Source organism: Halobacterium sp. KA-4 (assembly GCF_021028995.1).
Classification (GTDB): domain Archaea; phylum Halobacteriota; class Halobacteria; order Halobacteriales; family Halobacteriaceae; genus Halobacterium.
The window spans coordinates 111564-138062 of the sequence record NZ_JAJJZG010000008.1 but is presented as its reverse complement, the minus strand read 5'-3'; the positions used below and the strand labels follow the sequence as shown (position 1 = coordinate 138062).

The following is a 26499-nucleotide window of genomic DNA, read 5'->3' as shown; positions in this document are numbered from 1 at the left end:
TCGAGAATCCAACCTTGGAGTGGTGGCGCTTCCTCGTCGAGCGACAGGCCGGGAGCCGCACGCAGCCCTCCGTCGCGGTGCGGAACTCGCTGTTGTTCGGCGTCGGCGCGCTCGCGCTCGCGCTCCCGATGGGCGTCGTCATCGCGGCGTTCTCCGCGCGCGGCGGCCGCGGCCGAAAGGTCGCCGACGCGGTGCTGATGGCCCCCATCGCGGTGTCGGGCATCGTCGTCGGCTTCGGGATGTTGCAGTCGCTGGTGTTCGGCGTGGAGCTGTTCGGCTACCGCGTCAGCGTCGTGGGCGCCGCGGTCGTCGTCGCCGCGCACGCGATCGCCGGCTACCCGTTCGTCGTGCGGAACGTCGCGCCGATGCTGGCGGCCGTCGACGACCGGCTCGTGGAGTCCGCGCGGGCGCTCGGGGCGAGCCGCGCGCAGGCGCTCTACGACGTCGAACTGCCGCTCGTGTGGCCGGGCGTGCTCGCGGGCGCGGCGTTCGCGTTCGCGCTCAGCATCGGCGAGTTCGACGCTACTGTCCTCCTCGCCGGAGAGAGCGCGTACACGATGCCGGTGGCGCTGAAGCGCTTCCTCGTGGACCGCGCCGCCGGCCCGAGCGTCGGCCCCGCGGCCGCGATGGGTACCGTCCTGCTGGTTGTCACTGCCGCCAGCTTCGTTGTCATCGACCGCGTCGGCGGGAGGTACCGGCCATGACGAACCTCCAACTCGACGGCGTGACCCGCGCGTTCGGCGCGACGACCGCCGTCGACGACGTCTCTCTGGAAGTCGAGGACGGCGAGTTCTTCACGCTCGTCGGGCCGTCCGGCTGCGGGAAGACGACGACGCTGCGCCTGATTGCGGGGTTCGAGCAGCCCGACAGCGGCGACGTGCGCTTCGGCGGCGGCTCCGTCTCCGGTGTGCCACCGGAGGACCGCGACGTCGGCATCGTCTTCCAGAGTTACGCGCTGTTCCCGCACATGAGCGTCGCGGAGAACGTCGCGTACGGGCTGCGGTTCCGCGACCCGCCGGAGGGACAGACCACGGACGAGCGCGTGGAGGACCTGCTGGACCTCGTCGACTTGGCGGGGTTCGGCGACCGCGACCCCGAGGAGCTGTCGGGGGGCCAGCAGCAGCGCGTGGCGCTGGCTCGCGCGCTCGCGCCAGAGCCCGACGTGCTCCTGTTGGACGAGCCGATGAGCGCGTTGGACGCTCGACTCCGGGAGCGCCTACGCGTGCAGGTCAAAGAGATTCAGTCCGAGTTGGACATCACGACGGTGTACGTCACGCACGACCAGAGCGAGGCGCTCGCGATTTCGGACCGCGTCGCCGTGCTGAACGCGGGTCGCGTCGAGCAGGTCGGCGAACCCGAGGAAGTCTACCGGGAGCCGGCGTCGCGGTTCGTCGCGGAGTTCGTCGGCGACAACAACGTCTTCGACGGCCAGGTTCCAGTCGAAACGAAGGGGTGTTCGGTTCGTGTCGGCGAGACTGAGTTCGACGTCGGCGAGCGCATCGACGGCCGCAATACGGTCTGTGTGCGGCCCGAATCCCTGCGCTTCGACTGCGAACAGAACCAGTTTTCGGTGCGCGTGGAGAGCGTCGAGTTCCTCGGCGACGCCTACCGTGCGCACTGTGATTGGGACGGTCGGGAAGTGCTCGTGAAGACTCGCGACGAGCCGCCGACGGGAGAGGCGACGCTCGGATTCCGGCCCGAGGACGCGACGCTGCTGTGAGCGTCGGGGGTTGTTTTCGCTGCGTTAGGGTGCGACGCCGACGGTCAGCAGCGTCCCGTACGTGCGGTAGCGCTCGACCATGTCCTCGCGCGTCTCGAAGCCCTCGTAGGGGAACTCGTCGGCGGGGGGAATCTCGACGTCGCGGTCCGGGACGTTGTCCTGCTCGGCGACGTGGAGGCCCGCGTCCCGGAACGCCTCGCGGTACTGGGCCTTGTTCCAGCGGGTCATCTCCACGGTGATGTTCTGCTGCCAGTCGTGGCTGTGGACGTTCTCCTCGTAGTAGTTCACCGCGCAGTAGAACGTCCCGCCGGGCTTCAGGACGCGCCGCACCTCCTCGAGGGTCTCGTGGGGGTCGCTGGCGTAGTAGAACGCCTCCATACTGAACACGTGGTCGACGCTGTCGTCGGCGAACGGCAGGCTCCCGAAGTCCCCGACGACGAAGCCGATTTGCGGGTCTTCGGTGTACGACTGGGCGTTGCGCGCCATCTCGGGCGCGCCGTCGAGCCCGTAGCCGCGGGCGATGCCGCGCTCGCGAAGCGCGCGTAGCGCGTACCCGCTCCCAGTGCCGAGGTCGAGGACGTAGTCGTCGGCCTCGACGGGCATCCGCGCGAGCACGTGCTTGGCGGTGTGCCAGTGGCGCTCCTCCATCCCCTTGTCGCGGCCCGACTCCGCCCACTCGTCGAACTCCTCGCGAACGCTCATGGAAGACGGAACGGCCGCCGCGGGCAAAAACCCGCAGGAAACTGGTCGGCCGCCCGCACCCGCAGACGTTTTCCCGGCCGTCCACGACTGCCAGGTATGGTCGGCCGAAGCAGACACTACCGGGTCGCGGACACCGCCCAGCAGGTCGTCGGCGGGTTCCTGCTCGCGGGACCGTTCGTCGTCACCGAGGAGGTGTGGCTGCTCGCCAGCCGCATGGGGTTGGTCAACGTGCTCGCGACCGTCGTCATCGTCTTCGGCATCGGCTACGGCGCGCTCTACGAGGCCGACGACGACCGCGACCCCGACCGCGAGGCCGAAGTCGCCGGCGTCCCGATTCGGTTCGTCTCCCTGATGGGGGTCTCCTACGGGTCGGTGCTCGTGCTCGCGATAGCAGTCACGGCGCCCACGACGTTCGCGGGCCAACTGGAACTCGGGACCACGCTCCCCGAAGTCGCTGCGCTCACCGCGAAGTCCGTCTGCGTGGGCGCCATCTTCAGCGTCGTCGGCGCTGCGACTGCCGACAGCGTGTTCTGAGGGCGGTCGCGTACGCGGCGCTCCCCTCCCCGACCCCGAAGGTTAAGACCGCGTAGGCGCTTTCCTGCGGTATGGACTACGACCTCGCCATCGACGGAGCGCCCGACTCCGTCCCGGGCGGCACCGTCGTACTGCTGCTCCACCCGAGCACCGGCGAGACCGACCGCATGGACACCGACTTCCTGAAGACCGACACCGACCACTTCCTCGTCGTCTCCACGCGCACGACCGCCCGCGAGGTCACGCAGAAACTGGAGTACTACGACGTCGACGAGGACAGCGCCGAGATTCTGGACACGCTCTCCGTCGACCGCGGCTACTCCCGACGGGGCGCCAGCCACATCCACTACGTCTCCGCGCCCGACGACGTCGACGGCATCCTCGCGGCCGTCGAGCAGTTCCTCACCGACAACCCCGGCAAGCGCCGCATCAGCTTCGACTCGCTGACCGAGCTCGCGTACTACGCCGACGAGGACCGCGCGCTCGACGCGCTCGGCCGACTCGGTCACCTCCTCGACGAACACGACGCCGTCGCGCTCGTCCACGTCTCTCGGGAGGTCCACGACGACGACGTCCTCGACGCGTTCCGCGGGGAGAGCGACGTGGTCGTCGAACTCGACGAAGAAGGGAACGTCGCCACCGAGTACTGACTGCAGCAGCGAACAGCGCTACTCCGCGTCGTTCGCGTCCGCTTCCGTTTCTGCCGCGTCGAACACTTTCTGTGCCCACTTCACCGCGTAGCTCGCGCCGTGGCGGCGGTACGCGAGCGTGTCCAGTGCGGCGAACGGCGCGGGCAGGTCGACGTCGTGTTTGACGGCGCTGCACGCCAGTTCCGCGGCGTCCGAGAACGACGTCTCGCCGCGCGCGATTTCTCGCGGAAGGTCGTCGATGCGGCCGGTGACGCGCTCGCCGGCGTCCACCCACGCTTCGTGGAGGTCGGGGTAGTCCTCGTCCCACGATTCGAACTCCTCGCGCGTGTGGAGCCCGCGGTAGGCGTCACAGCACGCCGACGCGAGTTGGTAGACCGAGGCCGGGTCGGCGTCGACGGCGTCGTCGAACGCGCGGTACTCGTCCTCGAAGAAGCCGAGGAACTGCTCGGGGAGGTCGAGGCCCGCTTCGACGAGCGCTTCCGCGACGAGGAAGTCCGCGAACGCCTCGGGGGTCCCCTCGATGCGCGCCTTCACGAAGACGACCGGCGGCTCGGTCTGGGTCGTCCACGCGACCGCGCCGTCGCCGGGGGTGCCGACGACGAAGTCGCTTGACGCCAGCCGGTAGAGAATCTGTGGGGCGTCCTCGGGGAGCCAGTCGGCGTCGTACTCGCTGGGCGACAGCGAGTCCACGAGCAGCGCGAGGTCGTCGCGGTGCTCCGGGGGCAGCGTCTGGAAGTCCCTGTCGCAGTCGAGGACGATGGCCTCCGGCGCGTACGCCTCCCGGACCGCCGCGAGGTCGCCCGCGAGGTCGCGCTGGGAGAACATCTACGCGACGTTGACGACGATTATCAGCGACAGAACGGCTGCGAGAGCGACTGTGCCGACGACGTACTTCGTTGCCGTGCTCATACGCAGTGGTTCGCACGCGAAGACTTAAATTGCGGTCGTTTGCGGCCGTGGGAGGGCGAACTGAAACTACTCCGCGGGCGTCTTCGCGCCGTACGCGCGCCACGCGCCGGACTTGAAGCGGACGAAGTTGACGGCCGCGCGCACGTACATGTCCCCGAGGATGGCCGCGAAGATGGCCGACAGGCCGAGACCGAGGCCCGGCGAGACCGCGGGAATCGAGAGCGGACCGAGCGCGAACGGGCCGACGACGAAACTCGCTGGGAGTGCGACGAACGCCAGCGGGAGGCGGACGAGGTACGTGCCCACGATGCCGCCGTAGAACGGCCAGCGAGTGTCGCCGGCGCCGCGGAGGCCGCCGCGGAGCGTCCGCGAGACCGAGAAGCCAGCGACGCTCAGCCCGAAGACGCGGATGAACGTCACGGTGAGGCCGACGTTCGACGCGCCGAACACCTGCGCGATGGGCACCGCCGCGAGGAAGATACCTGCGCCGATGAGCAGCTGCGTGACGAGCGCGATGCGCAGCGTCTGCCAGCCGTAGTCGGCGGCCTCGCCGGGGTCGCCCGCGCCGAGGCGCTGGCCGACGAGCGTGCTGGACGCCGTCGCGTACCCCCACGCAGGCATCAGCGCCAGCAGCATCACGCGGCGGCCGATGGCGTACGACGCGACGACGGGCGTCCCGAGCACGCCGAGCACGAACAGGAACGGGAACCGGCCGAACGTCCGCGAGAGCCGCGTGCCCGCCAGCGGGAGCGCGACGCGGACGGTTTCGCGGGCGACGCTCCAGTCCCACTGCTTGCCGCGGAGTCGGAGCGTGACACTCCAGCGCCCCGACAGCAGGACGGCGAAGAAGACAACGCCGGCGAGCGTGTTCGCGATGGCGGTCCCCCACGCTGCGCCGACGACGCTGAGTTCGGGGAAGCCGAACAGCCCGAAGATGAGCAAGGCGTTCAGCGCGACGTTCGTCGGCAGCGTCACGAGGCGCACGTACATCGGCGTGCGGGTGTCGCCAGCGCCCGCCAGCGCCCGCGCCGCGGTCATGCTCCAGAACCGGAACACCACCGACAGCATCACCACGCGGAGGTAGTCCGCGCCCAGCGCCGCCGTCTCCGCGTCACTGGCGAGCAAACTCACGAGCGGGTCGGCGTACAGCCACGCGCCCGCGGTGAGCGGGACCGAGAGCAGCAGCGAGAGCCACAGCGACTGCTTGATGGCGAAGTCGGCCTCCGCGTCCTTCTCCGCGCCCTTCAGCCGGGAGACGACGCTGATGGTTCCGCTGGTCAGCGCGAGCGCGAGCCCGAACGGGATGAAGTAGTACTGGAAGCCGAACTCGAGGGCGGCGACCGCGACGTCCCCCGCGGCGATGCTCACCATCAGGAAGTCCGTCGTCCGCAGCACGGTGCGCAGGCCGCCGGTCACCATCGCGGGGAGCGCGAGGTCGAACGCCTCCTCGCCCTTCTTCCGGTCGACGAGCCCGAGCCACGCCAGCAGCGCGGGGAACGCGGCGGCGAGGGCCTCCACGCGGCGACGAACGGTCATCTACTGGAGGCGTCGTGTCGGTGCGGAAAACAACTTCGGCAGCCGGCAACCTACCGTGGGTTCGCGTACCGACGGAGGTTCGCGTGCTGCCGCAGAGACTCGCGTACTGCTACTGATGCACGTGCGGTCACGTTCGCGGGTCGGAAAACAAGGGATGGGGTTGTAACGGGACTGTTCGCGCTACTCGTCGTCGGTCTCCCAGGCGTCCGGTACCTCGATGACGTACTGGCCGTCCTCCTGGAGCGCGATGATGTACTCCTGGCGGTCGTACAGCTCCATGAGGTTGAGCTCGTACTGGCCGGGCGCAACGATGCGGATGGACTCGAACTGGTCGTTGAGTTCCTGCCGGAGGTCGTCCAGGTCGGGCCGGTCCTCTGGGTCGTCGGGCTCCTTGACGACGCGGCCGTCCGACGGCGCGTCCGGGAGCGAGTCCTTGTCGACGACGGAACTCCGGGCGTCCGCCTGCGCGGCGTCCTCGTCGCCAGTCTCCGTGCTGGCGTCGATGCCTTCTGCGGGTTCGTCTCCGGACGGGGCGCCCCCTGTTTCGGGTGCGTCGGGACTGCTCGGGTCCGACTCGTCGACTGCCTCCGACGCCTCCGTTTCGGGTGCGCTGGGGTCGGCTTCGACGTCGGGACTGCTGGATGCGTCGGCAGTACCGGATGTGTCCGTAGCGCTCGGGGAGTCCGCAGCACTGGTGTCAGCAGCGCCTGCAGTGCTGGCGGTGTCAGTCGTGTCTGCGTCGTCGCCAGTCGTACGCGCTGCGGGGTCGGGGTCGCTGGTCACGGCGTCCCGGACCTTGTTCGCGGCGCGGCCGACCGCGCCCGCGACGGACCCGCCCTCGCGTTCGGGCAGCTCGGGCGAGTCGGCGTCCGCGTCCGCTGGCGGGTCCGCGGGCTCGGACTCGGCGACGTCACCGGGGTGGTACTGGAATTTGTTGCCGCCGCAGTCCGGGCACCCCGACAGCATCTCCTTGGAGCCGTCCGCGAAGACGTGCCCGCAGTTCGTACACTGGTGAGGCATTACTTGCGGGAAACGAGCGCGCTGATGAGCGTCTCGTCCTTGTGGAGTGACTGAATCTGGTTCGCCGGTCCGACGACCGTGAGCTTCGACGTCGACTGCTTGCCCATCAAGCGGCCGAGCAAGCCCGTGTCGTTGGTCTCGGACTGCGGGAAGCTCTCGATCTCGATGCCGGAGAAACCGTCCGGATTGATCTCGCTCATCGTCACTTCGATGAGTTTCGACTCCTCGTCGGGCGTGAGGCCGGCCTCCAGGACGACGATTTTGCCGTCGCGGACGCCGTCCAGAATCATCCGAATCTTCTCCATGGACGTCTTGCCGGACATCCGCTCGGCGCTGATGAGGTCGATCTGGACGCCGTCACCGGGTCCGTCTTCGCTCGTGGTTTCAGGCATCGTGGGTCACCCGAAGTACTCCGCTATCTTCTCGTAGACCTCGTCCATGTTCTCCCCCTCCAGCGCGGAGAGCGGAATCGTCTCGTGCTGGGGGAACGCGTTCGACACGCGCTGGATGTTCGAGCCCTCGAGGTCGGTCTTGTTCGCGAGGATGAGCACCGGCAGGTCCCGGCTCTCGATGATGCCGATGAGCATCGTGTTCACCTGCGTGAACGGGTCCTCGGTGGAGTCCAGCACGTAGATGACGCCGTCGACGTCCTCGCGGAGCCAGTGCATCGCCTCCGCGACGCCCTCGGTGGCTTCGCGGGAGCGACGCACGGCCTCGTCTTTCTCCATGTCGTGCTCGAGGAACTCCGAGTAGTCGACTTTCGTCGTCACGCCGGGCGTGTCGACGATGTCGATGTTGACGGTCTTCCCGTCGCGTTTGATTTCGACGTTCTCCTTGCGGCGCGCGCGGCGCGTCTCGTGCGGGATGTGGCTCTCCGGGCCGACCGCGTCGCCGGTCCAGTCGCGAGCGATGCGGTTCGCGAGCGTGGTCTTGCCGGCGTTCGGCGGGCCGTAAATCCCGATTCGTTTCGGTTCCGAGTCGTCGGCAAACAGGCTCGCCGACACCCGTGAGATGCTGTCTCTGAGTTCTGCGAACAGTCCCATCCTTGAACTCCATACGCACCCCGCGCCTTGTATGCTTGACGCAGGATGCGGACGGTTGATAGGGGAGAGCCGGCGAGAGACCATAAACTTACGTCAGACAGCGGGTTTGGACAGGGTGGGCGAGCGGTGGAGCGGAAGTTGGGCGAGGAGCGAGGGTCGAGAGGACAGAGTGGCTGGATTCCGAGAGGCAGAGAGCAAGAGGACGGGAAGGGGAGACGAGAGTGAGTAGGGTGTGGAGTGGTAGCGTGGACCGACGGTAGGCCCCCACCCCTTCGTTTCGAGTGGAAACGGGAGAAGCCGGAGACCGGGAGTGACAGAACGGGAGATTCAGGCGGGAAAGCCACTAGTCCTAGACCAGACCATGCCAACAAAATTCGGTTCGGGCTGTATTGCGGTTACTGTTTCTGAGTATATGACTTAGTCTTTTCTCTCTTCTAGAGCCAATCCTGTTCTGTGACCCCTCCCCCGGTCTGTTTCGCCGTTCCACCCGAAACGAAGGGGTGGGGGGCGGACCCCTGTCCCCCACTCCAACCCCCCTGTTTCCGATGGAACTCCCGAAGTCACCGGTCGAGATCCCCAGCCGCCGGTTCGTTCCGGAGAGAACGAACCTCGCGAGAGCCAGAATCTGTCTCACGCGCGCACCCGAAACACTCCCCCTCGAACCATCTCGAATTCGCTATCCGCCGACTGCCCCCGCTACATCTCGACCTCTCGGTCAATCCCGACGTCGATCGGCACGCTGAACGTTCATCTCTCTCGGCGCTTCCGACCCTCTTGAACTCTCTCGTCGTGTTCCAGCAGACGAACGATTCGAGCACCGAACCGAAATCAAAATCCAACGTTTCGTCGCTCGTCTGACCTCATCGAAACTTATTAGTCCCTCTCGTTTCCATTAGTTCATCTGCATCAACTGGAGCGCCCGGTCACTGAACCGCCTCGAACGCCCCGTTCGCGCCGGTCTGTGGCTTCCTCTCTCCGCGCGGCGCTCTCCACACGAAACGAAGGGGCACCGCAAATCATGTCAGACGAACCGACGACGGACGGCCGACGTACTGCCGACCGGGACTTCGAGGTGGACCTCGACGACGTCCTCGAGGACGACGAGGACGGCGACGAAGGGCTGTTCGACGACTTGCTCAGCGGCGAACCCATCTTCGAGAACAAGGAGGTGCTGCGGCCGTCGTACACGCCGCACGAACTCCCCCACCGGAAAGACCAAATCAACAATATGGCGACGATTCTCGTCGCGGCGCTGCGCGGCGAGACGCCGTCGAACATCCTCATCTACGGGAAGACCGGGACGGGGAAGACCGCCAGCGCGAAGTTCGTCAGCCAGGAACTGGAGCGGACCTCCCAGAAGTACGACGTCCCCTGCGAGGTCGAGTACATCAACTGCGAGGTCACGGACACCCAGTACCGCGTGCTCGCGCAGCTCGCGAACACGTTCATCGAGCAGAACCGCACGTTCATCGACGAGCGCGTCGAGGAACTCCAGGACCTCCGGGAGGCCGCCGAGGACGACCCGAGCGTGCTCGAATCCGACGACGACAACGACGACCACCTCGACTTCGACTCCGTCGAGGCCGTCGACGAGCGCATCGAGGCGCTCCTCGAAGAGAAGTCCGAGATGGACGACGTCCCGATGACGGGGTGGCCGACCGACCGCGTGTACGCGCGCTTCTTCGAGGCCGTCGACTACGTCGAGCGCGTCGCGGTCATCATGCTCGACGAAATCGACAAACTCGTCGAGAAGTCCGGCGACGACACGCTCTACAACCTCTCGCGGATGAACTCCGAATTGGAGAACTCCCGGGTCTCCATCATCGGCATCAGCAACGACCTGAAATTCACCGACTTCCTCGACCCGCGCGTCAAATCCTCGCTGGGCGAGGAGGAAATCGTCTTCCCGCCGTACGACGCCAACCAGCTCCGAGACATCCTCCAGCATCGCTCGGACGTCGCGTTCAAGGACAACGCGCTCTCCGAGGACGTCATCCCGCTGTGTGCGGCGTTCGCCGCCCAGGAGCACGGCGACGCGCGGCGCGCGCTCGACCTTCTCCGGACCGCCGGCGAACTCGCGGAGCGCGACCAGTCCGACTCGGTCACCGAGGAGAACGTGCGGCGCGCGCAGGACAAGATCGAACTCGACCGCGTGGTCGAGGTCGTGCGCACGCTCCCGACGCAGAGCAAACTCGTCCTGTACGCCATCCTCCTGCTGGAGGACAACGGCGTCCACAACGTGAATACGGGCGAGGTGTACAACATCTACAAGACGCTTTGCGACGAGCTCGACGCGGACGTGCTCACGCAGCGCCGCGTCACCGACCTCATCAGCGAGCTGGACATGCTCGGCATCGTGAACGCGGTCGTCGTCTCGAAGGGCCGCTACGGCCGCACGAAGGAAATCTCGCTGTCGGTCCCCGTCGAGGAGACCGAGGCTGTCCTCGAAGCCGACTCTCGACTCAGCGACATCGAGAACGTCACGCCGTTCGTGCAGGCGCGCTTCGACAACTGAACGCCGTCCGTCGCTCCGCGCGCCACCGACGCCCATGCCGACCCCCTTCGTTTCCTGTCCACACACCACGACAGCGTAGCCACGACTGTCCACTCGAAACACTCCCGAACCGAGAACCAGAAGCGACGTCTCAGTCCCGCGTCCCGCAAAGGGGAAGTCGAAAGTCCGTCTCCCGCTGTCGGCAATCAGTCGCTCGGGTACGACTCAGTGGCCGGCTCGCCGGATTTCGTGGTGCCGACGTGCGGGACGGCGACCCGGTAGAGCGCGTACACGAGCAACACGAGCAGCGCCGCGACGACCAGCGCCGTCCGGATGTTCGGGTCGATGGTCGGCTGTGCTATCACTTCGCCGGCGTCGTTGGTCACGGGTGCCGCGCCGCGGGGCGCGCCGTCGAGCGTTTCTATCAGGCCGGTGACGACCACGCCGAGCAACAGCAAGCCGCCGCTCAGCGCTATCGCGAGCCTGTCCGCGAGGTCCACGTCGTTGGATTGCATCTGTGGTCACCTCCTAACCGAGTAGGTACTTCAGCCGCGGGCGGTTCTGGACGAATTCGGTGCGCTCGATGAGTGCGTCGAGGCCGTAGTAGCGGCCGGCCGCGAACACGATTATCGTCACGAACAACAGCATCCCCATCAGGTCGCTGTTGACGAGCCCGTGCCCGAAGCTGGCGTTCCCGACGAAGAACAGGCCCATGAACAGCACGCCGAAGAACGACGCGAGCCGGACGAGCACGCCGAACATGAGCCCGAGCCCGATGGCCGTCTCCCCGAGCGGCACGAGCGCGCCGAGGAGGTCCGGGAACCCCGCGAGGAACGTCGCGAGCGGCCCCAGCGTGGTGCCGCTCATGCCCTGCAGGTAGCCGGCGGCACCGAAATTCAGCCCGCTGTCGAGGAGCTTCCCGACCCCGGAGTGGAAGAACCACCAGCCGGTGAGCACGCGAAGCATCGCGACCCAGTACGCCGCCCACGGCCCCGAGAGTTCGAAGTCGACCTCGTTCCTCAAGGGGGTTGCCGCGTCGTATGACATTCCCATCACCTCACGTGTGGAGGTAGCCGCTGGACCCCTATAACCCGAGCCGCGATTCCAACGCGGTAAGACGCGTTCCCAGATACTGAGAACGACGTTCCCGGACTCTGAAAATCGGACGACCAGTTAACTCTCCGTACCCCCGAGAGTCGTGTGATGCGTGCTCCGCTCGGGACGGACGAGACGCCCGAACTCCAGGCCGTCCTCGACGCCCTGGACGACGAGGGATGCAGACGCATCATCGAGGCGCTCGACGAGCCGATGGCGGCCAAGGAGCTCTCGGAGGCGTGTGACATCCCGCTGTCGACGACCTACCGGAAGCTCGAACTCCTCACGGACGCCGCGCTCCTGGAGGAGCGGGCGGTGCTCCAGCCGGACGGCCACCACACGACGGAGTACGACCTCGTCTTCGAGGAAGTCGTCATCCAGCTCGACGAGGACCGGATGCTCGACGTCGGCGTCACGCGGCCGTCGCAGTCCACGGACGAGCGCCTCGAAACGCTCTGGGCGGAGGTGAGCAAAGAGACATGACACACTACTTGCCAGTCGTCGCGTTGAAGACAATCACGCTCGTGCTCGGCGGCGCGGTCACGTACTTCGCGCTGAAGGCGTGGAACCGCACCGGGTCGCCGGCGCTGCGGTCGCTCGCCATCGGCTTCGGGTGCGTGACCCTCGGGTCGCTGCTCGCGGGCATCGCCGACCAGGTGCTCGCCGTCGAGCGCACGCTCGCGGTGCTGACCGAGAGCGCGCTCACGGCCGTCGGCTTCGCGGTCATCGTCTACTCGCTGTACGTCGACTGACTGCGGGCCGACCGTCGCCCGCGCTACGCGACGCGCGAGCGAAGAATATAGCAACTAATCGGGAACACTAGTCGTTCGACGGGTTCGACGATTTCTATTCGCGTACCGCAGAAACTCACGTAACAGGCGCGAGCGCTACCAGGCGCTCGACGCGTTCCCCGGCGACGAATCGACTACCTCGTGAGCCAGCGCTCCAGTTCCCTCGACACCTGCCGGCCCAGCGTCGGTCGCCAGCGTCGTCGGACCCGGCGTGACGGTACCGGCGAACGTCAGGCGCACCCAGCCGAGGTACGGGAGGCGGTACTCGGCGGTGCCCTTCACCCACGCGGGCTTGACGGGGCTGGAGATGCCGCGCGCCTGGTCGTAGTAGTCGTTCGTGACGGAGTTGTCGCCCTTCGTGACGAAGCCGGCGTGGGGCGCGGGGCAGTTCCGGAGTTCGTCGCAACTGTTGGCGTCGACGTAGTCGGGGTTGGCCTTCGAGTACCAGTTCTCGCCGTCGTCCACCCAGAAGTGCGCGCGGTGTATCACCGGCGTCTCCCGGGCGTTCCCGTACGGCTTGTAGACAATGACGTCGCCCAGTCCGCCGAACTGCTGGTAGTCGTGGCCCGTGGCGTCCTGGTGGGTGACGACGCCGGTGTCGCCGGTGGCGTACTCGGGGGCGAACCGCTGTTCTTCCATCACGAACACGAGGTCGCCTTTCTCCATGTTCGGCTGCATGCTCCCGCTCTCGACGGCGACCAGCGGCGGCCAGACGCCGCTGACCGCGAACAACAGCAGGCCGACCATGGCGACCGTGAGCGCGCTGCTGGCGGCCTCGCGGACGAACATCACGGCACCGTGGTCGGTACGGAGGAACCAGACGAGCGCGGCCCGCGGACCGCCGCGGGGGTCGGGCACGTCGTCGCCGTTGGTCATCTACTCGCCTTTCGCCGCTCCCGCGTTTCAACTTTCCCCTCGCGGACCGCCATCCTTTTGCTCGCGCTTCCCGTGCTGACGTGGTGTGCCACGAGAACCCCCGGTCCGGGTCGTCCGCGAAGTCACCAGCCGGGGGTACAACGCGGAACGCGAGGCCGTGACGCTGCTCGCGACTGCGAGAGACCCTGCAGCCGCCGTCGAGCGCGCGGTCGACGCGGCGCCCGACGACGCGCTGACGCTCACCACCGACCACGTTCGCGAGGTGCTCGACGACGCGACGCCGAGCACTTCCGCGACGGACGCCGACGCGCCCGGCAAGGACGCGGCAGCCGGCGAGGCGACCGCGTCCGAGACGACTACGGCCGACACGACCACTACTGAGACCGCCGCAGCCGACACGACCACAGCCGCTGCCGCGACGAAGTCCGCCGAGTCCGAGCCCGAGGCGTCCACCGACCAGACGACAACCCCCACTGCTTCGAGTGGAGTCGGAGACGATGACATTCGGACGCGAAAACGAACCTCTCCAGTTGAAACGAAGGGGGTGTCCGAGGGGCAGAACGAGGCAGGGCGGCGGGACGGTCGCGACGCCCGCGACGACAGCCAGCGCAGCGTCGAAATCGACGGCGACATCACGGGCGAATCGACGGGGACTGGCGAGTACGCGGACTTCGTCGCGACGTTCCGCGACCGCTACGACCGCCTCTCGAAGAAGCTCCGCGGCCGGGTCAACCACCGGCCGACGGACGCCCTCGACTCGATGCCCGGCGGCAGCGAGGCCGCGGTCGTCGGGATGGTCAACGACATCCGCTCGACCGCCAGCGGCCACTGGCTCGTCGAAGTCGAGGACACGAACGGCGTCTTCCCGACGCTCGTGATGAAAGACCGCGACATCGCCGACCACGTCGACGAACTCCTCACGGACGAGGTCATCGCCGTCGAAGGGACCATCTCCGACGACGGCGGTATCCTGTTCGCGGACGACCTCCACTTCCCGGACATCCCGCGCACGCACCGGCCGTCCACCGCGGACCGCCACGTGCAGGCCGCGCTCGTCTCCGACGTCCACGTCGGCAGCCAGGAGTTCGCCGCGGACGCTTGGCAGGCGTTCGCCGACTGGCTCCACACCGAGGAAGCTGATGCCGTCGAGTACCTCCTCATCGCGGGCGACATGGTCGAGGGCGTCGGCGTCTACCCGAACCAGGACGAGGAACTGGACATTGTCGACATCTACGACCAGTACGAGACGTTCGCGGAACACCTCAAAGACGTCCCCGGGGATATGGAAATCGTGATGATTCCCGGCAACCACGACGCCGTCCGCCTCGCCGAACCCCAGCCAGCCTTCGACGAGGAACTGCGCGACATCATGAGCGCCCACGACGCCCGCTTCACCGGGAACCCCTCCACCGTCACCGTCGAAGGCGTCGACATTCTCATGTACCACGGCGTCTCCATCGACGAAATCATCGCCGAGTACCCCGGCGACGACATCTCCTACGACAACCCCCACCGCGCGATGGAGCAACTCCTCAAGAAACGCCACGTCGCGCCCCAATTCGGCGGCCGCACCCGCGTCGCCCCCGAGAAGGAAGACTACCTCGTCATCGACGAGGCGCCGGACGTCTTCCACACCGGCCACGTCCACAAACTCGGCGTCGGCGGCTACCACAACGTCCGCCTCGTGAATTCGGGCTGCTGGCAACACCAGACCGAATTCCAGAAGTCCGTCAACATCGACCCCGACGTCGCCACCGCCCCCATCCTCGACCTGGACACGCTGGACGTGACGGTCCGGAAGTTCGCCTAGCCACTTTTTGCCAGCGAGGGAGCGGTAGCGACCGAGCGCAGCAAAAAGTGGGACTATACCACGTGCTCGACGTCGTAGGAGCCGAGGCGGCGCACCCACCCTTTGTCGGCGATGGCTTCGATGTCGTCGAGGGCGGCCTGGGTGCGTTCTTCGTAGAGGCCGGCGTCGACGTCGATGTGGAAGAGGTAGTCGCCGAGGCGTTCGCCGGAGGGCCGCGATTCGACGCGGGAGAGGTTGATGTCGCGGTCCGCGAACGGCTCCAGCAGTTCGAGCAGGAGGCCGGGGTAGTTCGCGTTGGGGTAGACGACGAACGAGGACTTGCCGCCGGCGTCGGAGCGCTCGCTGGGCGGAGCGACGACGAAGAAGCGCGTGGAGTTGCTGGTCTGGTCCTGAATGTCCGAGGCGACGACCTGGAGGTCGCCGTCGGCGTTGTCGGGGTGCGCGATGCCGGCGACCGTGGGGTCGTCGCGCGCGATTTCGACACTACGCGCGGTGGAGGCGACGGGTTCGCGGTCGACGTCCGGGTAGTTCTCGTCGAGGTAGGTGCGGACTTGCGCGAGCGCCTGCGAGTGGCTGGCGACGGTGTCGAAGTTCTCGCTCTGCGCGATGAGCGCGTGCCGGACCGGGGTGACGATTTCGCGGACGACCGCGAGGTCGACCTCCGAGAGCGCGTCCAGCGTCTCCGTGACGGAACCCTCGATGCTGTTCTCGATGGGGACGACGCCGCGGTCGGCGTCGCCGTTTGCGACCGCGTCGGCGATGCCGCGGACGGACTCCACGAAGGAGATGCCGTCGTCGGTGACGGCGCTCGCTGCGCGGTGGGAGTACGTGCCGGTCGGGCCGAGCGTGACCGTTTCCATGCGCTCCCGTACGCGGCGGAGGTGGGAAAAGGGCGTCGGGGCGACAGAATTTGCGCTGGCTACCGGTTCAGCGTGTGGATGGCGTGGCCGAGCGCGTGCTCGGCGGCTTCCATCGTCGACTCCGCGAGCGTCGGGTGCGTGTGAATCGTGGCGGCGACGTCTTCGAGCGTGGCGCCCATCTCGATAGCGAGGCCGAGTTCGGCAATCAGTTCGCTGGCTTCCGGTCCCACAATCTGCGCACCGAGCAGGAAGCCCGACTCCTCGTCGGCGACGACGCGGACGAACCCCTCGCTGTCCCCGGTCGTGAGTGCGCGACCGCTCGCGCGGAACGGGAACGTGCCGACCGCTGGCTCGAAGCCCTCCGCGCTGGCCTCGTCCTCGGTGAGGCCGACGGTCGCGATTTCGGGGTCCGTGAACACCGCTGCGGGGATGGCTTGGTAGTCCAGCGCCGCGGGCTCGCCGGCCGCGACTTCGGCCGCGACCTGTCCCTCTTTGCTGGCCTTGTGCGCGAGCATCGGCCCGGGCGCGACGTCGCCGATGGCGAAGACGTTCTCGACGGCCGTGCGCGCCTGGTCGTCGGTTTCGAGGCGGCCGTCCTCGTTCGGTTTGAGGTCGATTGCGTCCAGGTTCAGCGTGTCCGTCACGGGCTCGCGGCCGACCGCCACGAGCACGTTGTCGGTCTCGAATTCGGTTGTCTCGCCGTTCTCGTCTTCGGCAGTGACGACGATGCCGTCGTCTCGCTCCTCCCAGGAGTCGGCGGCGAGCCCGAACTCGAAGTCGATACCGAGGTCTTCCGCGCGCTGCTTGACGGGCTGCGTGAGGTCGTCGGGGTAGCCCGCCAGCGCCTCGTCGAGCATCTCTACGACGGTGACGTCGACGCCGAGCTTCGCGAGCACGGTCGAAATCTCCATCCCGATGTAGCCCGCGCCCACGACCACGATGGAGTCCGGGAGTTCGTCCATCGCGAGCGCCTGCCGCGAATCGAGCACGGAATCGGCGTCGAAGCCGAAGCCCGGCACCTCGATGGGTCGCGAGCCGGTCGCGACAATGCAGTGCTCGTACTCGATGGTCTCAGAGCCCTGGCCCTCGCCCCCGTGGACGACGCGGAGTTTGTCGTTGCCCGCGAACTCCGCGCGGCCCTCCATGAGGTTGACGCCGTTGGCCTTGCAGAGCTTCTCGACACCGCCGGTGAGCTGGTCGACCACGCCGTCCTTCCAGGCGACCATCTCCCCGAAGTCGACGTCGGGGTCGGCGTAGATTCCCATCTCCTCGGCATTGCCCGCGTCGTGGGCGACGTCCGTCGCCGTAATCAGGGCCTTCGAGGGGATGCAGCCGTAGTTCAGGCACGTCCCGCCGTAGGCGTCCATCTCTACGAGCGTCGCGTCGAGGCCGAGCTGTGCGGCGCGAATCGCCGCGACGTAGCCGCCCGGCCCGCCGCCGACGACCGCCACGTCCGTTCCAGTAGATACGTCTCCAACAACCATTATTCGAGTAGTAGTAGTTCGGGGTCGGTCAGTCGCTCCATCACGTGATTCGTGAACCGCGCGGCCTCCGCGCCGTCGATGACGCGGTGGTCGATGGACAGCGACAGCGGCAGCGTGTGGGCCGCCCGCACCTCGCCGTCCTCGGCGACCGGCCGCTCGTCGATGCCGCCCAGCCCGAGAATCGCGGTCTCGGGGTAGTTGATGATGGGCGTCGCGTACTCGCCGCCGACCGCGCCGAAATTCGTGATGGTGAACGTCCCGCCCTGCATCTCCGACCGGGAAATCGAGCGGTCCCGGGCCTTCGCCGCGAGTTCGTTCACCTCGTCGGCGATTTCGAGGATTGACTTCTGGTCGACGTGCTTCACGACCGGCACCATCAGCCCGTGGTCGGTCGCCACCGCGACGCCGACGTTGTACTCGTGCTTGAGCGCGATTGCCTCCTCGTCCTCGCGGAGTTCGGAGTTCAGAATCGGGTACTCCTGCAGCCCCGAGACGACCGCCTTCATCACGAACGGCAGGTACGTGAGTTTCACGTCCTGCTCGGCCGCGCGCTCCTTGAGCTTCGTCCGCGTCTCCACGAGGTCGTCGATGACCGCCGTGTCGTGGTGCGTGACGTGGGGCGCGGTGTACTTCGACTCGGCCATCTGCTCGCCGATGCTGCGGCGGACGCCGCGGTACGGCTGCGTCGTCTCGCCGCCCTCGACGAACTCGCGTTCACTCTCGGGCGCGGCGGCCGTCGCCTCACCCTGCGCGGCAGTGCCGCCTTCTGCGTACTCTTGGACCGCTTCGGCGGTGACGAACGCCTCGCCGTCGCGCTCCTCGACGGCCGGCACGTCGTGGATGTTCACGCCGAGTTCCTTCGCCAGCCCGCGGGTCGCGGGCGCGGCGAGCGTCTTCTCGCGGCCCGCCGGTTCGGTCGCCGACTCCACCGCGGGTGTCTCGGCTTCCGTGTGCTCGGCGGCCTGCTCGCCGACCGGCTCCACGGCGGAGCGCACCTCATCCGGTGGCTCCTCCTGTGGCTCGGTCGCGTGGCTTTCCGCTGCCGCGCGCACGTCGCCCTCGGTCACGCGTCCCGACGGTCCCGTGCCCTCCACGGAATCGAGGTCGACGTCGAGTTCGCGCGCGAGGCGCCGCACGCTCGGCGGCGCGAACGTCCGCGTCGACGCCTGCTCCGTCGCGGACTTCGTCGTAGCCTCGACTTCCTCGGTGGCTTCCTCGCCCGCCGATTCTTCCGTCGCTTCGGCTGCCTCGCCCTCCACGTCGAAGGTGACGATGACGTCGCCGACCGGCACCACGTCGCCCGCGTCGTAGTGCAGGGTTCGGACCGTGCCGTTCACCGGGGACGGGACCTCGACGACCGCCTTGTCGGTCTCCACCTCGGCGACCGGCTGGTCCTCGGAGACGGTGTCGCCCTCCGAGACCAGCCAACTGACGATTTCGCCCTCCGCTACGCCCTCGCCGACGTCGGGTAGTTTGAACTCTCGTGCCATCTCAGAACTCCACGGTCTCCCGGATGCCCGACTCGATGCGCTCGGGTTCGGGCAGGTAGTAGTCTTCCAGCGCGGCCAGCGGGAACGGCACGTCGAACCCCGTGACGCGCTTTATCGGTGCCTCCTGGTGGAGCAGCGCCTCCTCCTGGAGCGTCGCGGTGAGTTCCGCGCCGACGCCCGCCGTCTTCGGCGCCTCGTGGACGATGGCTGCTCGTCCCGTCTTCTCGAAGGACTCCACGACGGTCTCCTCGTCGAGCGGGCTCAGCGTCCGGAGGTCCACGACCTCCACGTCCACGTCGTCCGCCATGTTCTCTGCGGCTTCCAGCGTCGGCCGGGTCATCGCGCCCCACGTGAACACGGAGATGTCGCTGCCCTCGCGGCGGACGGCGGCCTCCCCGAGTTCGACTTCGTAGGGGCCGTCGGGCACTTCCTCGCGGAACGCGCGGTAGATTTTCTTCGGCTCGAGGAAGATGACGGGGTCCGGGTCCCGAATCGCCGCGATGAGCATTCCCTTCGCGTCGTGGGGCGTGCTCGGAATCGCGACCTTGAGCCCGGCCTCGTGGACGTAGAACGCTTCCTTCGACTCGGAGTGGTGTTCTGGCGCGCGGATGCCGCCGCCGAACGGCGCGCGCAACACCATCGGGCACGTGAACCGACCGCGGGAGCGCGTCCGCAGCCGCGCCATGTGGCTCACAATCTGGTCGAAGCCCGGGTACATGAACCCGGAGAACTGGATTTCCGGGACCGGCTTCAGGCCGTACGCGGCCATCCCGATGGCGGAGCCGATGATGCCGGACTCCGCCAGCGGCGTGTCGACGACGCGTTCCTCGCCGAATTCGTCGTAGAGCCCCTCGGTCGCGCGGAACACGCCGCCGTTCTTCCCGACGTCCTCGCCCATCACGAGCACGTCGTCGTCCTCGGCCATCTCGTCGCGGAGGCCGTCCCGTACCGCCTGCACTAGCGTCAAGTTCTCTCCCATGTTAGTCCTCCAGTAGCGCTTCGTCGCCGTGTTCGGCGCGGATGGACTGGAACCACTCCAGTTGTTTCTCGAGCCGGCCCGGCATCTCCGCGTAGACGTTCTGGAACATCTCCACGGGGTCGGGCCGCGGCGTCTCCTCGGCGGCCGCGATGGCGTCCGCCACGCGGTCTTCGACGTCCTCCTCGATGTCCGTAATCGCCTCGTCGTCCAGCCGGTCGGTCCGCTGCAGATACTTCTCGAGGCGCGGAATCGGGTCCTTCGCCTTCCACTTCTCGACCTCTTCCTCCTCGCGGTAGACGGAGGGGTCGTCGGCGGTCGTGTGCGCGCCGAAGCGGTACTGGACCGCCTCGATCATCGTCGGCCGCAGTTCGCCCTCGGTGGGCTCTTTGGCCTTCTCGACGGCCGCCTTCGTCACCGCGTACACCGCCAGCGGGTCCATCCCGTCGACCTGCACGCCCTCGAAGCCGTACGCTTCGGCCTTCTGCGCGAGCGTCTTCGACGCCGTCTGCCGCTCACGGGGCACGCTGATGGCCCACTGGTTGTTGTTGCAGAAGAACACGTTCGGTGTGTCGAAGACGCCCGCGAAGTTCAGGCCCTCGTGGAAGTCGCCCTCGCTGGTCGCGCCGTCCCCGAAGTAACAGAGGAACGCCTTGTCCTGTTCGTCCTTCAGCTTCGACGCCCACGCCAGCCCGGTCGCGTGCGGAATCTGGGACGCGATGGGCACCGCGACGGTGAACAGGTTCACGTCCTCGGGGACGCGCGCGCCGTTCTCGTCGCCCATCCAGAGCCGCAGCGTCTGCTTCAGCGGGAGGCCCTGCACGAGCGCTGCGGCGTGCTCGCGGTAACTCGGCACCATCCAGTCGCCGTCGCCGAGCGCCATCGCGGAGCCGACCTGTGCGCCTTCCTGCCCCGACAGCGGCGGGTACGTGCCGATGCGACCCTGCCGCTGGAGGCTCACCGCCCGCTCGTCGAAGCGCCGAGCGAGCTTCATCGTCCGGTACATCTCGACGAGCTCGTCGTCGTCGAGGTCCGGGACCTCGGCGCCGTCGACGACCTCGCCGTCCTCGTCGAGCACCCGTACCATGTCGTCGGGTTCTCGATGCACGGTCGCAGTCACGGGTACCCCCGTCCTGACATGTGTGGAGAATCACCCCCTGCGACCATATGATTTTCGTAACGGTCTTTCTAGCGGGTTACCGACACGGCATTTTTCACAACTCTCGTTCACAACTTCCCGACGTTACTCGCTGAACGTTCGATACTAGGTTAGTAAATTGGGCGTACAGACACCCTACTCGAAGTATTGCCGGAGTTCGGCGTCGTTCAGATGCGGGGTCGCGTGGTGGTTCGCTCACGGCTCGCGCGTCTCGTGGTTCGCCGTTTCGTGCTCTCCCTCCGGTCGAGCACGCACTCAGTCGGAGGCCGCCCTTCGGGCGTCCTCCCTGCTCGCGGCTGACGCCGCTCGCTCAGTCCGAGGCGCTCCGTTGTCGCGCCTCGCTGCGCGCTTCCTCGATGCTCTTCCCTTCCCGAAGCACCGCGTCGACGAACAACTCGCCGGCCTTGTAGGAGGAGCGGACCATCGGGCCGGAGGCGCAGTAGAGGAAGTCGAACTCGTCCTCGGCGACGCGGCGCCACGTTTCGAACTTCTGTGGGTGGACGTAGTCGGCGACGTCGAGGTGCGAGCGCGACGGTTGGAGGTACTGGCCGAGCGTCACTACGTCCACGCCGACCTCGCGGAGGTCGCCCAGGGTCTGGTAGACCTCGTGGTCGTACTCGCTGACGCCGAGCATCAGGCTAGTCTTCGTGTAGATGTCGGACTCGCGGTCCACCTGGTCGAGCACCGCGAGGGACTGCTCGTAGCCCGCGCGGCGGTCACGCACCGGGAACTGGCGGCGTTCGACGGTCTCGACGTTGTGCGCGATGACGTCCGGGCCGGCGTCGATGATTTTCCGGACGAGGCGCTCCTCGCCCTGGAAGTCCGGAATCAGCACCTCCACCAGAATCGAGGGGTCGCGCTCTTTGATTTCCCGAATCGTCTGCGCGAAGTGGCCCGCGCCCTGGTCGTCGAGGTCGTCGCGGTCGACGGAGGTGAGGACGACGTAATCCAGCCCGATTTTCGCGACGGATTCCGCGACGTTGGCGGGCTCGTCGGGGTCCAGTGACTCCATCCCGCCGGTCTGGACGTCGCAGAAGTTGCAGCCTCGCGAGCACCGGTCGCCCATCAGCATGAACGTGGCGGTGCCGGGGCCGTTGCGGCCGCTCCAGCACTCGCCCATGTTGGGGCAGGAGGCCTCCTCGCAGACGGTGTGGAGGTCGTGCTCTCGGAGCGTCTCCTTGATGTCCGTGAATCGCTCGCCGGACGGCGGCCGCATCTTCAGCCAGTCCGGCTTCCGCCGACTGCTCATGGACCCCCTTCGCGGGGCACCGCAAAAACTGTGGGGTTCGGGGCGCCGGCAACGTGCCGTGAGAGCGCACCCTGCATGTTAAAGAGGGGCCGCCCGGACGTTCAAACTACCCACAAGAAACAAAATGTTTGACGTGTCTCGCGAGGAGATAACCGACGGTCCGCTCTCCCGGGCGCTGTTCTACGTCGCCGCCCCGCTGGTCGTCCAGCAGTACGTCGTCGTCCTCCAGCAGGTCGTCGACGCGTTCTGGCTCGGCCGCGTCAGCGAGGAAGCGGTCGCCGCCGTCGGCCTCGTCGCGCCGGTGCTCGCGCTCCTGACGCTCGGCAACCACGTCGCGCTGACCGGCGGGCAGGTGCTCGTCGCCCAGCACGCCGGCGCGGAGAAGGACGGAGCCGCGCGCCGCGCCGCCTTCCACGCCATCCTCGTCGCGCTCTTATTCAACCTCGCGGCACTCGCGTTCGCGTACCTGTTCGCCGCCGACATGCTCACCCTGTTCGACCCCGGCGAAGTCGTCGTCGAACTCGGCGCGCTCTACCTCGTCGTCGTCCTCGGCGGGATGGTGTTCGGCGGAATGAGCGACGGCATCGAGGGCGCGTTCGTCGGCTGGGGAGACTCCCGCGCGGCGCTCGTCGTCAACGTCGTCGTCGTCGCCGTCAACGTCGTTCTCGACCCGTTCCTCGTCGTCGGCTGGGGCATCGCCGGCTTCGCTGGTTACGGTATCCTCGGTGCCGCGCTCGGCACCGCCGGTGGCTACGTCGCCGGGTTCGGTGTCGCCGTCGCGCTCGCCACCACCGAATTCACTGGCTTCGCGTACACGCGCGAGACGATGCGACTACGTCTCGATTCGCTGCGCGACGTCCTTGAAGTCGGCGTGCCGAAGGCCGGCCAGGAGGGCGGCCGACAGACCGCGCGCCTCCTCATGGTCGCCATCGTTTCCGGCGTCGGCGGGAGCGCGGGACTGGCGGCGTACACCGTCGGGATGCGCATCTCGACGCTCGCGTTCGTCCCCGCCATCGCGGTCGGGAGCGCGGTCGCCAGCGTCGTCGGCCAGAACCTCGGCGCGGAGCGTCCCGCCCGGGCGACCCGCGCGACCTGGCTCGCCGCGGGCGTCGCGACCGTCGCCCTCGCGCTCGTCGGCGTCGTCCAATTCGCGATTCCCAGCCTCCTCGCTGACGTGTTCGCGCCCAGCCTCGACGGCGACGCGCTCACGTACACGGTCGCGTACCTCCAGATTCTCGCAGTCGGCTACTGGACGTTCGGGGTCATTTACCCCGTGCAGGGCGGCTTCAACGGTGCCGGGAAGACCCAAGTGTCGATGGTCGCGACGATGCTCCAGTACTGGGTCGTCCGGCTCCCCATCGCGGTCGTCGGCGCGTACGTGGTCGTGCTCTCGATCCCGGTGTACGCCGCGTTCTGGGCGATCACGCTGTCGAACGTCGCTGCCGCCGTCGGCGTTACCGCCTACTTCTACTACTCGACGGACTGCGGGCTGCTCGAACGCGTCGCGTCCTCGATGGCCGCGGACGCAGCGGACTGACTATCCCGGATCGAACGGGTTGCTTCTCTTTCCGGGCGTTCGCTGTATCCGTGAGTCTCAGTCATTCGCTTCGCTCACTCCCTCAGGCTCACGCCACTCGCGGTTCACTCCGTTCACCGCTCGCATCAACGTGGTTCTCACTCGCTCACTTCGTTCGCTCCTTCCGAACCACGCCACTAAGGAAACGCCTATCCGCCCACCCGCCTTCCCCAACTGGTGATGGAAGTCGCCGAGGTCGTCCCCGAATTCGCCGACGCCTTCCCCTTCGACGAGTTCAACGAGATGCAGCGCGAGGCGGTGCCAGCGCTCGTGAACTCCGAGGCCAACGTCGTCGCGTCCGCCCCGACGGGCAGCGGGAAGACCGCGCTCGCGGAACTGGCCATCTGCCAGACCCTCGACGCCGGCGGCACCGCGGTGTTCGTCGCACCCCTGCGCGCGCTCACCAACGAGAAAGAGTCGGAGTGGGAGCGCTTCGAGGAGCTCGGGTACTCGGTGTACGTCGTCACTGGCGAGCGGGACCTCAACCCCCGCCGTGCGGAACGCGCGGACGTGCTCGTGATGACGCCCGAGAAGGCCGACTCCGCCACCCGGAAACACGACTCGCCGCGCTACTCGTTCGTGACGGACGTCGACTGCGTGGTCATCGACGAGGTCCACCTGCTCGACTCCGAGAAGCGCGGCAGCGTGCTGGAAGTGGTGGTGTCGCGCTGGCGGCGGCTCTGCGACCCGCGCGTGGTCGCACTCTCCGCCACGATGCCGAACATCGGCGACGTGGCGGCGTGGCTCGACGCGGAGCCCGAGACGACCTTCGAATTCGGCGACGACTACCGGCCAGTGGACCTCCACGCGGGCGTGCGGACATACACGCACGGAGACAACCCGTTCGCGGACAAGTATCGCCGGCTGTTCACGACGCTGGACCTCGTCGAACCCCACCTCCGCGAGGACGGGCAGGCGCTCGTGTTCGTCTCCAGCCGGCAGGACACCGTGCAGGCGGCGAAGAAGACCAGAGACGAAATCGGCGAGCGCGACATTCCCGTGGGTTCGCGAGGGGACTACGAGTTCCACACGGCCGCCGAGGAACTGGACAACGCGACGCTCCGGAAGTCCGTGCTGGACGGCGTCGCGTTCCACCACGCCGGTCTCTCCACGCACGACAAGAACCTCGTCGAGGAGTGGTTCCGGGAGGGCAAGATTCGGATTTTGTTCTCGACGTCGACGCTCGCGTGGGGCGTCAACCTCCCCGCGCGCTGCGTCGTCATCCGGGACACGAAACTCCACGACCCCCTCGAAGGCGAGGTCGACATGAGCCCGCTGGACGTCCTCCAGATGCTCGGGCGCGCGGGCCGCCCCGGCTACGACGACGTCGGCTACGGCTGGGTGGTCTGCGACGAGTCGGACGCCGACATGTACCGCGAACTTCTCCGCGAGGGCAAGGAAATCGAGTCGCGGCTCGCCGGCAACCTCGCCGAGCACCTGAACGCCGAAATCGCGATGGGCACGATTCGCGGGCTCGGGGACGTGATGGACTGGCTGGAGACGACGTTCTACTACCAGCGCGCCCAATCCGAGCCCGACGACTACGACTTCCCGGGGCTCCGGGACCGCGTCCGGGACACCCTCGACGACCTCGTCGAGGAGGGGTTCGTGGAAACCGACGACGACCTCGGGCTCTCCGCGACCCGGCTGGGCGTGCTCGCGTCGACGTACTATCTCCGCCTGGACACCGCCCGCGAGTTCCGTGACGTGGCCGACGGCGACGGGGACGCCGACAGCGTGCTCCGCGCGGTCGCCAGCGCCGGCGAGTTCGACAGCGTGAGCGCGCGCAAGTCCGAGCGCGACGCCGTCGATAGAATCGTCGGCAGCGAGGCCGACGACCTCGACTCCGGCCCGCGGAAGGTCCTCGCGATTCTGCGCGGGAGCATGGACGGCTCTATTCCGCCGGAACTGCGCTCGGACGCGTGGGTTATCAAGCAGAACGCGCTCCGCCTGCTCGCCGCGCTGGGCGCGTTCTTCGAGCGCTACGACGACCCCGCGGGCGCGAACGTCGCGGCCCGCCTCGAAGCCCGCATCGACACCGGCGTCCCCGAGGACGCAGTCGGCCTCACCGCGCTCGACGGCGTCGCTGCGGGCCGCGCGCACAAGCTCGCCGACGAGGGCATCGAGACGCCCGCGGACGTCCGCGAGGCTGGCAAGGACGGCCTCGAAGAAGCCGGGCTCGGCCCGGGCGTCGCCGAGAGCGTCTACGAGCAGGCCGCCGACATGCCCGACGTCACCGTCGACTGGAGCGACCTCCCCGACAGCATCGCGGTCGGCGACAACCAGATGTGCGAAGTCGTCGTCCGCAACAGCGCGGGCGGTGCGGCCGCCGGCGTCGCGGTCACCGTCAACGGCGTCGAGATGACCGAAACCACGGGCTACCTCGACGACGAACTCTCGGTTCCTGTGGGCGTGTTCGGTGCGGACGCCGACGAACTCGAATTCGAGGTCACCGTCTCCTTCTCGGACCTGCCGCTGCTCCCCGTCACCGCGACGCGGACCGTGCGCGTCGAGTAGCGCGTAGG

General features: G+C 67.6%; 24 protein-coding genes and 1 pseudogene. 10 read left to right on the top strand and 15 right to left on the bottom strand.

All coding sequences use genetic code 11. The features are described 5' to 3' along the window. A partial coding sequence (locus LPA44_RS10170; RefSeq protein WP_230889470.1) for an ABC transporter permease occupies nt 1-704 on the top strand: 704 nt, incomplete at its 5' end. After that, a complete protein-coding gene (locus LPA44_RS10165) occupies nt 701-1720 on the top strand; it encodes an ABC transporter ATP-binding protein (protein ID WP_230889469.1) in 1020 nt (339 codons plus the stop codon). The genes LPA44_RS10170 and LPA44_RS10165, both read left to right, overlap by 4 nt. Before the next feature lie 24 nt (nt 1721-1744). On the opposite strand, the gene LPA44_RS10160 is transcribed toward LPA44_RS10165, so the two are convergent. After that, nucleotides 1745-2422 (bottom strand): class I SAM-dependent methyltransferase, encoded by a 678-nt coding sequence (locus LPA44_RS10160; RefSeq protein WP_230889468.1) that lies wholly within the window; start codon nt 2420-2422, stop codon nt 1745-1747. 96 nt (nt 2423-2518) lie between these two features. Between LPA44_RS10160 and LPA44_RS10155 the strand changes: the two genes are divergently transcribed. Both LPA44_RS10155 and LPA44_RS10150 read left to right on the top strand, forming a co-directional pair. Then, nucleotides 2519-2956, top strand: a complete 438-nt coding sequence (locus LPA44_RS10155; RefSeq protein WP_230889467.1) for a DUF2391 family protein — start codon at nt 2519-2521, stop codon at nt 2954-2956. Between the two features lie 71 nt (nt 2957-3027). After that, nucleotides 3028-3606 carry a DUF7090 family protein gene (locus LPA44_RS10150; RefSeq protein WP_230889466.1) on the top strand — a complete coding sequence of 193 codons (579 nt, stop codon included), beginning with the start codon at nt 3028-3030 and terminating at the stop codon, nt 3604-3606. An 18-nt stretch (nt 3607-3624) separates the two neighbouring features. Here the strand turns inward: LPA44_RS10150 and LPA44_RS10145 are convergent, their stop codons facing one another. From LPA44_RS10145 to LPA44_RS10125, 5 genes are all read right to left on the bottom strand, one after another. Next, nucleotides 3625-4431, bottom strand: a complete 807-nt coding sequence (locus LPA44_RS10145) for a DUF7089 family protein (RefSeq protein WP_230889465.1) — start codon at nt 4429-4431, stop codon at nt 3625-3627. A gap of 150 nt (nt 4432-4581) precedes the next feature. Continuing rightward, nucleotides 4582-6051, bottom strand: coding sequence for an MATE family efflux transporter (locus LPA44_RS10140; RefSeq protein WP_230889464.1), 1470 nt, complete (start codon nt 6049-6051; stop codon nt 4582-4584). A gap of 180 nt (nt 6052-6231) precedes the next feature. After that, nucleotides 6232-7071 (bottom strand): Zn-ribbon domain-containing protein, encoded by an 840-nt coding sequence (locus LPA44_RS10135; protein WP_230889463.1) that lies wholly within the window; start codon nt 7069-7071, stop codon nt 6232-6234. Next, a complete protein-coding gene (locus LPA44_RS10130; RefSeq protein ID WP_230889462.1) occupies nt 7071-7463 on the bottom strand; it encodes a DUF2073 domain-containing protein in 393 nt (130 codons plus the stop codon). The genes LPA44_RS10135 and LPA44_RS10130 overlap by 1 nt, the downstream gene beginning before the upstream one ends. Before the next feature lie 6 nt (nt 7464-7469). Next, nucleotides 7470-8114: an Era-like GTP-binding protein gene (locus LPA44_RS10125; protein ID WP_230889461.1), complete on the bottom strand. Its 645-nt coding sequence runs from the start codon at nt 8112-8114 to the stop codon at nt 7470-7472. Between the two features lie 1018 nt (nt 8115-9132). Here LPA44_RS10125 and LPA44_RS10120 point away from each other — a divergent pair. Then, nucleotides 9133-10629, top strand: coding sequence for a Cdc6/Cdc18 family protein (locus LPA44_RS10120; protein ID WP_230889460.1), 1497 nt, complete (start codon nt 9133-9135; stop codon nt 10627-10629). A 185-nt stretch (nt 10630-10814) separates the two neighbouring features. On the opposite strand, the gene LPA44_RS10115 is transcribed toward LPA44_RS10120, so the two are convergent. Together LPA44_RS10115 and LPA44_RS10110 are read right to left on the bottom strand one after the other, a co-directional pair. After that, on the bottom strand, nt 10815-11123 hold the full coding sequence (locus LPA44_RS10115) for a hypothetical protein (protein ID WP_230889459.1): 309 nt from the start codon (nt 11121-11123) through the stop codon (nt 10815-10817). 13 nt (nt 11124-11136) lie between these two features. Then, on the bottom strand, nt 11137-11655 hold the full coding sequence (locus tag LPA44_RS10110) for a DoxX family protein (protein ID WP_230889458.1): 519 nt from the start codon (nt 11653-11655) through the stop codon (nt 11137-11139). Nucleotides 11656-11811: 156 nt separating this feature from the next. Between LPA44_RS10110 and LPA44_RS10105 the strand changes: the two genes are divergently transcribed. Together LPA44_RS10105 and LPA44_RS10100 are read left to right on the top strand one after the other, a co-directional pair. Continuing rightward, nucleotides 11812-12186, top strand: a complete 375-nt coding sequence (locus tag LPA44_RS10105; protein ID WP_230889457.1) for a winged helix-turn-helix domain-containing protein — start codon at nt 11812-11814, stop codon at nt 12184-12186. Next, nucleotides 12183-12455: a DUF7521 family protein gene (locus LPA44_RS10100; protein WP_230889456.1), complete on the top strand. Its 273-nt coding sequence runs from the start codon at nt 12183-12185 to the stop codon at nt 12453-12455. Before LPA44_RS10105 ends, LPA44_RS10100 begins: the two co-directional genes overlap by 4 nt. 135 nt (nt 12456-12590) lie before the next feature. Here the strand turns inward: LPA44_RS10100 and LPA44_RS10095 are convergent, their stop codons facing one another. Continuing rightward, nucleotides 12591-13370: a S26 family signal peptidase gene (locus tag LPA44_RS10095; protein WP_230889455.1), complete on the bottom strand. Its 780-nt coding sequence runs from the start codon at nt 13368-13370 to the stop codon at nt 12591-12593. A gap of 85 nt (nt 13371-13455) precedes the next feature. On the opposite strand from LPA44_RS10095, the gene LPA44_RS10090 reads away from it, so the two are divergent. Next, nucleotides 13456-15180, top strand: coding sequence for a DNA-directed DNA polymerase II small subunit (locus LPA44_RS10090; RefSeq protein ID WP_230889454.1), 1725 nt, complete (start codon nt 13456-13458; stop codon nt 15178-15180). 53 nt (nt 15181-15233) lie between these two features. Here LPA44_RS10090 and pheA read toward each other — a convergent pair whose 3' ends face one another. From pheA to lipA, 6 genes and pseudogenes are all read right to left on the bottom strand, one after another. Beyond that, on the bottom strand, nt 15234-16040 hold the full coding sequence (pheA, locus tag LPA44_RS10085) for a prephenate dehydratase (protein WP_230889453.1): 807 nt from the start codon (nt 16038-16040) through the stop codon (nt 15234-15236). A gap of 59 nt (nt 16041-16099) precedes the next feature. Then, nucleotides 16100-17524, bottom strand: a complete 1425-nt coding sequence (lpdA, locus tag LPA44_RS10080; RefSeq protein ID WP_230889452.1) for a dihydrolipoyl dehydrogenase — start codon at nt 17522-17524, stop codon at nt 16100-16102. Then, the gene (locus LPA44_RS10075; RefSeq protein ID WP_230889451.1) at nt 17524-19014 is read right to left on the bottom strand and encodes a dihydrolipoamide acetyltransferase family protein; all 1491 of its coding nucleotides are present in this window, start codon (nt 19012-19014) and stop codon (nt 17524-17526) included. The genes lpdA and LPA44_RS10075 overlap by 1 nt, the downstream gene beginning before the upstream one ends. 1 nt (nt 19015) lies before the next feature. Next, nucleotides 19016-19993, bottom strand: coding sequence for an alpha-ketoacid dehydrogenase subunit beta (locus LPA44_RS10070; protein WP_230889450.1), 978 nt, complete (start codon nt 19991-19993; stop codon nt 19016-19018). Between the two features lies 1 nt (nt 19994). Next, on the bottom strand, nt 19995-21077 hold the full coding sequence (gene pdhA / locus LPA44_RS10065) for a pyruvate dehydrogenase (acetyl-transferring) E1 component subunit alpha (RefSeq protein WP_230889474.1): 1083 nt from the start codon (nt 21075-21077) through the stop codon (nt 19995-19997). 382 nt (nt 21078-21459) lie between these two features. After that, nucleotides 21460-22407: pseudogene (gene lipA, locus LPA44_RS10060) on the bottom strand (lipoyl synthase); the annotation flags it as partial. Nucleotides 22408-22522: 115 nt separating this feature from the next. On the opposite strand from lipA, the gene LPA44_RS10055 reads away from it, so the two are divergent. Both LPA44_RS10055 and LPA44_RS10050 read left to right on the top strand, forming a co-directional pair. After that, nucleotides 22523-23935 carry an MATE family efflux transporter gene (locus LPA44_RS10055; RefSeq protein WP_230889448.1) on the top strand — a complete coding sequence of 471 codons (1413 nt, stop codon included), beginning with the start codon at nt 22523-22525 and terminating at the stop codon, nt 23933-23935. 219 nt (nt 23936-24154) lie between these two features. After that, nucleotides 24155-26491, top strand: coding sequence for a DEAD/DEAH box helicase (locus LPA44_RS10050; protein ID WP_230889447.1), 2337 nt, complete (start codon nt 24155-24157; stop codon nt 26489-26491). The last annotated feature ends 8 nt before the right edge of the window (nt 26492-26499 follow it).

Coding starts and splice junctions, on each gene's coding strand:
- LPA44_RS10165 (WP_230889469.1), top strand. CDS start 701: ATGACGAACCTCCAACTCGACGGCGTGACCCGCGCGTTCGGCGCGACG.
- LPA44_RS10160 (WP_230889468.1), bottom strand. CDS start 2,422: ATGAGCGTTCGCGAGGAGTTCGACGAGTGGGCGGAGTCGGGCCGCGAC.
- LPA44_RS10155 (WP_230889467.1), top strand. CDS start 2,519: ATGGTCGGCCGAAGCAGACACTACCGGGTCGCGGACACCGCCCAGCAG.
- LPA44_RS10150 (WP_230889466.1), top strand. CDS start 3,028: ATGGACTACGACCTCGCCATCGACGGAGCGCCCGACTCCGTCCCGGGC.
- LPA44_RS10145 (WP_230889465.1), bottom strand. CDS start 4,431: ATGTTCTCCCAGCGCGACCTCGCGGGCGACCTCGCGGCGGTCCGGGAG.
- LPA44_RS10140 (WP_230889464.1), bottom strand. CDS start 6,051: ATGACCGTTCGTCGCCGCGTGGAGGCCCTCGCCGCCGCGTTCCCCGCG.
- LPA44_RS10135 (WP_230889463.1), bottom strand. CDS start 7,071: ATGCCTCACCAGTGTACGAACTGCGGGCACGTCTTCGCGGACGGCTCC.
- LPA44_RS10130 (WP_230889462.1), bottom strand. CDS start 7,463: ATGCCTGAAACCACGAGCGAAGACGGACCCGGTGACGGCGTCCAGATC.
- LPA44_RS10125 (WP_230889461.1), bottom strand. CDS start 8,114: ATGGGACTGTTCGCAGAACTCAGAGACAGCATCTCACGGGTGTCGGCG.
- LPA44_RS10120 (WP_230889460.1), top strand. CDS start 9,133: ATGTCAGACGAACCGACGACGGACGGCCGACGTACTGCCGACCGGGAC.
- LPA44_RS10115 (WP_230889459.1), bottom strand. CDS start 11,123: ATGCAATCCAACGACGTGGACCTCGCGGACAGGCTCGCGATAGCGCTG.
- LPA44_RS10110 (WP_230889458.1), bottom strand. CDS start 11,655: ATGTCATACGACGCGGCAACCCCCTTGAGGAACGAGGTCGACTTCGAA.
- LPA44_RS10105 (WP_230889457.1), top strand. CDS start 11,812: ATGCGTGCTCCGCTCGGGACGGACGAGACGCCCGAACTCCAGGCCGTC.
- LPA44_RS10100 (WP_230889456.1), top strand. CDS start 12,183: ATGACACACTACTTGCCAGTCGTCGCGTTGAAGACAATCACGCTCGTG.
- LPA44_RS10095 (WP_230889455.1), bottom strand. CDS start 13,370: ATGACCAACGGCGACGACGTGCCCGACCCCCGCGGCGGTCCGCGGGCC.
- pheA (WP_230889453.1), bottom strand. CDS start 16,040: ATGGAAACGGTCACGCTCGGCCCGACCGGCACGTACTCCCACCGCGCA.
- lpdA (WP_230889452.1), bottom strand. CDS start 17,524: ATGGTTGTTGGAGACGTATCTACTGGAACGGACGTGGCGGTCGTCGGC.
- LPA44_RS10075 (WP_230889451.1), bottom strand. CDS start 19,014: ATGGCACGAGAGTTCAAACTACCCGACGTCGGCGAGGGCGTAGCGGAG.
- LPA44_RS10070 (WP_230889450.1), bottom strand. CDS start 19,993: ATGGGAGAGAACTTGACGCTAGTGCAGGCGGTACGGGACGGCCTCCGC.
- pdhA (WP_230889474.1), bottom strand. CDS start 21,077: ATGGTACGGGTGCTCGACGAGGACGGCGAGGTCGTCGACGGCGCCGAG.
- LPA44_RS10055 (WP_230889448.1), top strand. CDS start 22,523: ATGTTTGACGTGTCTCGCGAGGAGATAACCGACGGTCCGCTCTCCCGG.
- LPA44_RS10050 (WP_230889447.1), top strand. CDS start 24,155: ATGGAAGTCGCCGAGGTCGTCCCCGAATTCGCCGACGCCTTCCCCTTC.